Origin of the sequence: Micromonospora sp. KC207 (assembly GCF_004348615.1) — a bacterium.
Classification (GTDB): domain Bacteria; phylum Actinomycetota; class Actinomycetes; order Mycobacteriales; family Micromonosporaceae; genus Micromonospora.
In genome coordinates this window covers 1-5,248 of sequence record NZ_SMKJ01000378.1, presented here as the reverse complement: position 1 = coordinate 5,248, position 5,248 = coordinate 1, and the positions used below count along the sequence as shown (strand labels likewise).

The following is a 5,248-nucleotide window of genomic DNA, read 5'->3' as shown; positions in this document are numbered from 1 at the left end:
GGCCTGGGCGGTGCGGGGAGTCGACCTGCGCGTCGAGGTTGGGGAGCGGGTGCTGCTGCTGGGGCCGTCCGGTGCCGGCAAGAGCACGCTGCTGGCCGCGCTGGCCGGGCTGTTGGCCGACGACTCGGGCGAGCAGGAGGGCACCGTCGAGGTCGACGGGCTCGACCCCCGCACCGACCGGAAACGGGTCGGCATCGTCTTCCAGGACCCGGAGAGCCAGCTCGTGATGGCCCGCTGCGGCGACGACGTCGCGTTCGGGCTGGAGAACCGGGGCGTGCCCGCCGGTGAGATCTGGCCCCGGGTGGACGAGGCGCTGCGCCGGGTCGGCTTCCCGTACCACCGGGACCGCCCGACCGCGGCCCTCTCCGGCGGCGAGCAGCAGCGGCTGGCGCTGGCCGGGGCGCTCGCCCTGCGGCCGGGGCTGCTGCTGCTCGACGAGCCGACCGCCAACCTCGACCCGGCCGGGGCGGCGCTGGTCCGCCGGGCCGTGGCCGACGCCGTGGCCGCCGACACCACGCTGGTCCTGGTCGAGCACCGCGTCGCCGAGGCGCTGCCGCTGGTCGACCGGGTGGTGGTGCTGGAGCCGGGCGGCGGGGTCCGCGCCGACGGGCCGCCGGAGGCGGTCTTCGCCGTCCACGGCGACGCGCTCGCCGCCGAGGGGGTCTGGGTGCCCGGCCGGACGGTGCCGCCCCGGCAGGCCACCGCCGCCCCCGGCGACCCGCTGCTCACCACCGACCGGGTCGCCCTGCCGCCCCGCCTCGCCCCGACCGATCTGGCGGTACGCGCCGGCGAGGCGCTCGCCGTCCTCGGCCCGAACGGGGCGGGCAAGTCCACCCTGGCGCTGCTGCTCGGCGGGCTGCTGCGGCCGGGGGCCGGCCGGGTGACGGCGACCCGGGAACTGGCCGGGCGGGACGCCGCCGTCGCACCGCACCGCTGGCGGGCGCCCACTTTGGCCCGCCGGATCGGGTCGGTCTTCCAGGACCCGGAGCACCAGTTCGTCACCGGGACGGTCTTCGACGAGCTGGCTCTCGGGCCGCGCCGCACCGGCCAGGCCGAGGCCGCCGTCCGGGCCACCGTGGACGGACTGCTCGACCGGCTGCGGCTGGCGCGGCTGGCCCGGGCGAACCCGTACACCCTCTCGGGTGGGGAGGCGCGGCGGCTGAGCGTGGCGACCGCCCTGGCCACCGCGCCCCGCCTGCTGGTCTGCGACGAGCCCACCTTCGGCCAGGACCGGCGCACCTGGCTGGAGCTGGTCGACCTGTTCGCCGAGCTGCGCGACGGCGGGCACGGCGTCGTCACCGTCACCCACGACCCGGACTTCGTGGCGGCCCTGGCTGACCGGCGGGTCACCCTGACCGGCGAGGCGGCGGTGACGGCATGACCAGCCACGGGCCGGCGACCGGCACGCGCCACGGGCAGGGGGGCGGCACGACCGGCACGCGCCACGGGCCGGCGGTGGCGGCGTGATCAGCATCGCGCCGGTGGCCACGCCCGGCAGGCCGCTGGCCCGGCGCAACCCGGTGGCGAAGGTCGCCGCCGCGCTGGTCTTCTCGTTCGCCCTGCTCGCCACCCTGGACCCGGTGGCACCGGCCATCGCCATCGGCGTCGAGCTGGCCGTGCTGCCGCTGTTCGGCATCCGGTACCGGATGCTCGCCCGCCGGGCCGCGCCGCTGCTGCTCAGCGCCGCCGGCATCGTGGTCACCCTGGTCCTGTTCGCCGCCGAGCGCACCGGCCGGGTGCTGGTCGAGGCGGGGCCGGTGCTGGTCACCAGCGGGGTCCTGCTGACCGCGCTCGGGTTGGCGTTGCGCGTGCTCGCGGTGGCGCTGCCCGGCGTGATCGTCTTCGCCACCATCGACCCCACCGACCTGGCCGACGCGCTGGTCCAGAACGCGAAGGCCCCGGCCCGCTTCGCGATCGGCGCGCTCGCGGCGTTCCGGCTCGTGCCGCTGCTCGGCCGGGAGTGGCAGATGATCAGCATGGCTCGGCGGGCGCGCGGAGTGGACGCCGGGCGCAACCCCGTGGCCCGGCTGCGGCTGTTCGTCTCGACCGCGTTCGCGCTGCTGGTCGGGGCGATCCGGCGGGGCACCCGCCTGGCGGTGGCGATGGACGCCCGGGGGTTCGACGCGGGCATCCCGCGCACCGTGGCCCGGCGGCAGCGGTTCACCGCCGCCGACGGTCTGCTGATCGCCGGGGCGGCGGCGCTGGCGGGGGCGGCGCTGGCGGTCAGCGTCGCGCTGGGCACGTTCCGCCCGTTGATCGGCTGACCAGAAGCGTGGACGGCGGGCCCGAGGGCGGGGCGCGCGGCTGGGGCCTGCGGCGACGCAACCACACTGTGACACCGTGTCGACCACCGGTCCCGGTCCGTCGGGCGGCGCGATACCGTCGCAGCACTACAGGCGACGCGAGAGGTGGCGGGTACGGATGACGCAACAGGCGACGGCGCAGATCGGCGTGACGGGGCTGGCGGTGATGGGCCGGAACCTGGCCCGCAACCTGGCCCGGAACGGGTTCACGGTGGCGGTGCACAACCGGTCGCCGGAGCGGACCCGCAGCCTGGTCGCCGATCACGGTGACGAGGGAACGTTCGTGCCGTCCGAGTCCCTGGAGGACTTCGTCGCGTCGCTGGAGCGCCCCCGCGCCGTGATCATCATGGTCAAGGCGGGCGCACCCACCGACGCGGTGATCGACGAGCTGGTGCCGCTGCTGGACGAGGGCGACATCATCGTCGACTGCGGCAACGCCCACTTCGCTGACACCCGGCGGCGGGAGGAGGCGCTGCGCGCCCGGGGGCTGCACTTCTCCGGCACCGGCGTGTCCGGCGGCGAGGAGGGCGCGCTGCTCGGGCCGAGCATCATGCCGGGCGGCTCCGCCGAGTCGTACGCGAAGCTCGGCCCGATGTTCGAGAAGATCGCCGCGCAGGTGGACGGCACCTCGTGCTGCCGGCACATCGGCCCCGACGGCGCCGGCCACTTCGTGAAGATGGTCCACAACGGCATCGAGTACGCCGACATGCAGCTCATCGCCGAGGCGTACGACCTGCTGCGGGCCGGGCTGTCGGCGAGCCCGGCGGAGATCGCCGAGATCTTCCGGGAGTGGAACACCGGCGAGCTGGAGTCGTTCCTCATCGAGATCACCGCCGAGGTGCTGGGGCACACCGACGCGGCGACCGGCCGCGCCTTCGTGGACGTGGTACTCGACCAGGCCGAGCAGAAGGGCACCGGCCGCTGGACGGTGCAGAGCGCGCTGGACCTGGGCATCCCGATCACCGGCATCGCCGAGGCGACGTTCGCCCGGTCGTTGTCCGGGCACGCCGGCCAGCGCGAGGCCGCCCGCCGGGCGTTCGGCGACGCCGGGGAGAAGTGGCAGGTCGAGGACCGGGACACCTTCGTCGAGGACGTGCGGCGCGCGCTGCTGGCCAGCAAGATCGTCGCGTACGCGCAGGGCTTCGACCACATCCGCGCCGGCAGCAGCGAGTACGACTGGGACATCGACCTGGGCGGCACCGCGACGATCTGGCGGGGCGGCTGCATCATCCGGGCCCGCTTCCTGGACCGGATCAAGGAGGCGTACGACGCCCAGCCGGAGCTGCCGTCGCTGCTGGTCGCGCCGTACTTCGCCGAGGCGGTCAGCGCCGGCGTGCCGAGCTGGCGGCGGGTGGTCGTCGACGCGGCCCGCGCCGGGGTGCCCACGCCGGCGTTCTCCTCCTCGCTGGCGTACTTCGACGGGCTGCGCGCCGAGCGGCTGCCCGCCGCGCTGCTGCAGGGGCTGCGGGACAACTTCGGCGCGCACACCTACCGCCGGGTGGACCGGGACGGGTCGTTCCACACGCTGTGGGCCACCGAGGCTCGCTCCGAAGTGGAGGCCTGAGCACCCCGTCGGCGCCGCCCCCGAGGTGCGGGGGCGGCGCCGACGGACGGGTCAGAAGAACCGGCGACGCTTGGCCTTGTGCGGGCGCAGCAGGTCGGCACCCCTGGTAAGCAGTCGGGTGACGCCGGTGGGGCCGCGTCGGGCCTCCAGCGTGTGGCTGAGCCGGCGTGCGCCGGCCGCAGCCAGCGGCACGGCGGCCGCCATGACCGCCCACTGGGCAATCCGCTTCTGAATCATGTGGGTTCACCTCCGCCGTCGTGGCTGTTGCCGACGGTGATACCCCGCCGGCCGCGCCGGTAAGCCTGCCTCGGCTGCGGGGTGCTCACTGCGGGGTGCTCAGAGCTGCGGGGCCACCGGGTTGGGCAGCGCGCCGCCGAACCGGCGGTCCCGCTGGGCGTACAGCTCGCAGGCGTACCACAGGTGACGGCGGTCGAAGTCCGGCCAGAGTGTGTCGAGAAACACCAGCTCCGCGTACGCGGTCTGCCAGAGCAGGAAGTTGGAGATCCGCTCCTCCCCGGACGGGCGGAGGAAGAGGTCCACCTCGGGGATCTCCGGGTGGTAGAGGTACTTCGCCACGGTCTTCTCGGTGACCTTGCCCGGGTCGAGCCGGCCGGCCGCCACGTCGCGGGCGATCGCGGCGGCGGCGTCGGCGATCTCGGCCTGCCCCCCGTAGTTGACGCAGAACTGGAGGGTCAGCGTCGAGTTGCCCCGGGACATCTCCTCGGCGGTCTGCAACTCGGAGATGACGCTCTTCCACAGCCGCCCGGCGCGGCCGGACCAGACCACCCGCACGCCCAGATCGACGAGCTGGTCACGGCGGCGGCGGATGACGTCGCGGTTGAAGCCCATCAGGAACCGGACCTCCTCCGGCGAGCGCCGCCAGTTCTCCGTGGAGAACGCGTACGCCGACAGGTAGGGGACGCCCAGCTCGATCGCGCCCTCGATGGTGTCGAAAAGGCTGTGCTCGCCCTGCTCGTGGCCCTTGGTGCGGGGTAGCCCCCGCTCCTTGGCCCACCGGCCGTTGCCGTCCATGACGATCGCGACGTGCTTCGGCAACGCGTCGGCCGGCAACGCCGGGGGCCGGGCACCCGACGGGTGCGAAGTCGGCGGCACCGGCGCGCCCCGGCCGGCCCTCATCGATCGGATCACTCGGTCTTCTCCCTGTTCACAGCGGCGGTACCGCCCCGGCCGCCGGGCCGCCCCGGTCGACCAGCGGCAGCGAGCGTAGCGCGCGCTCCAGGTGCCATTGCAGGTGCGCCGCGACCAGGCCGCTGCACTCCCGGCGTACGCCGGTCTCGGTGGCGTCGGCGAGCACCCAGTCGCCGGTGGTGAGCGCGGACATCAGGTCGACGGTGGCCGGGGCGGTACCGCCGCTGTGAAC

At 75.1% G+C, this 5,248-nt stretch carries 5 protein-coding genes and 1 pseudogene; 3 read left to right on the top strand and 3 right to left on the bottom strand.

The window, feature by feature from the left end; genetic code table 11:
• From E1258_RS29540 to gndA, 3 genes are all read left to right on the top strand, one after another.
• On the top strand, positions 1 to 1,381 hold a 1,381-nt coding region (locus E1258_RS29540), incomplete at its 5' end, for an ABC transporter ATP-binding protein (RefSeq protein WP_132406890.1).
• Between the two features lie 82 nt (positions 1,382 to 1,463).
• Positions 1,464 to 2,264, top strand: a complete 801-nt coding sequence (locus tag E1258_RS29535; RefSeq protein ID WP_132406888.1) for an energy-coupling factor transporter transmembrane protein EcfT — start codon at positions 1,464 to 1,466, stop codon at positions 2,262 to 2,264.
• Between the two features lie 157 nt (positions 2,265 to 2,421).
• Positions 2,422 to 3,867 carry an NADP-dependent phosphogluconate dehydrogenase gene (gndA, locus tag E1258_RS29530; protein ID WP_132406886.1) on the top strand — a complete coding sequence of 482 codons (1,446 nt, stop codon included), beginning with the start codon at positions 2,422 to 2,424 and terminating at the stop codon, positions 3,865 to 3,867.
• A gap of 51 nt (positions 3,868 to 3,918) precedes the next feature.
• Here the strand turns inward: gndA and E1258_RS29525 are convergent, their stop codons facing one another.
• From E1258_RS29525 to E1258_RS29515, 3 genes and pseudogenes are all read right to left on the bottom strand, one after another.
• On the bottom strand, positions 3,919 to 4,104 hold the full coding sequence (locus E1258_RS29525) for a hypothetical protein (RefSeq protein ID WP_007072465.1): 186 nt from the start codon (positions 4,102 to 4,104) through the stop codon (positions 3,919 to 3,921).
• A 99-nt stretch (positions 4,105 to 4,203) separates the two neighbouring features.
• Positions 4,204 to 5,004: an isoprenyl transferase gene (locus E1258_RS29520; protein WP_207919806.1), complete on the bottom strand. Its 801-nt coding sequence runs from the start codon at positions 5,002 to 5,004 to the stop codon at positions 4,204 to 4,206.
• Between the two features lie 28 nt (positions 5,005 to 5,032).
• A pseudogene (locus tag E1258_RS29515) lies at positions 5,033 to 5,248 on the bottom strand (DNA repair protein RecO); the annotation flags it as partial.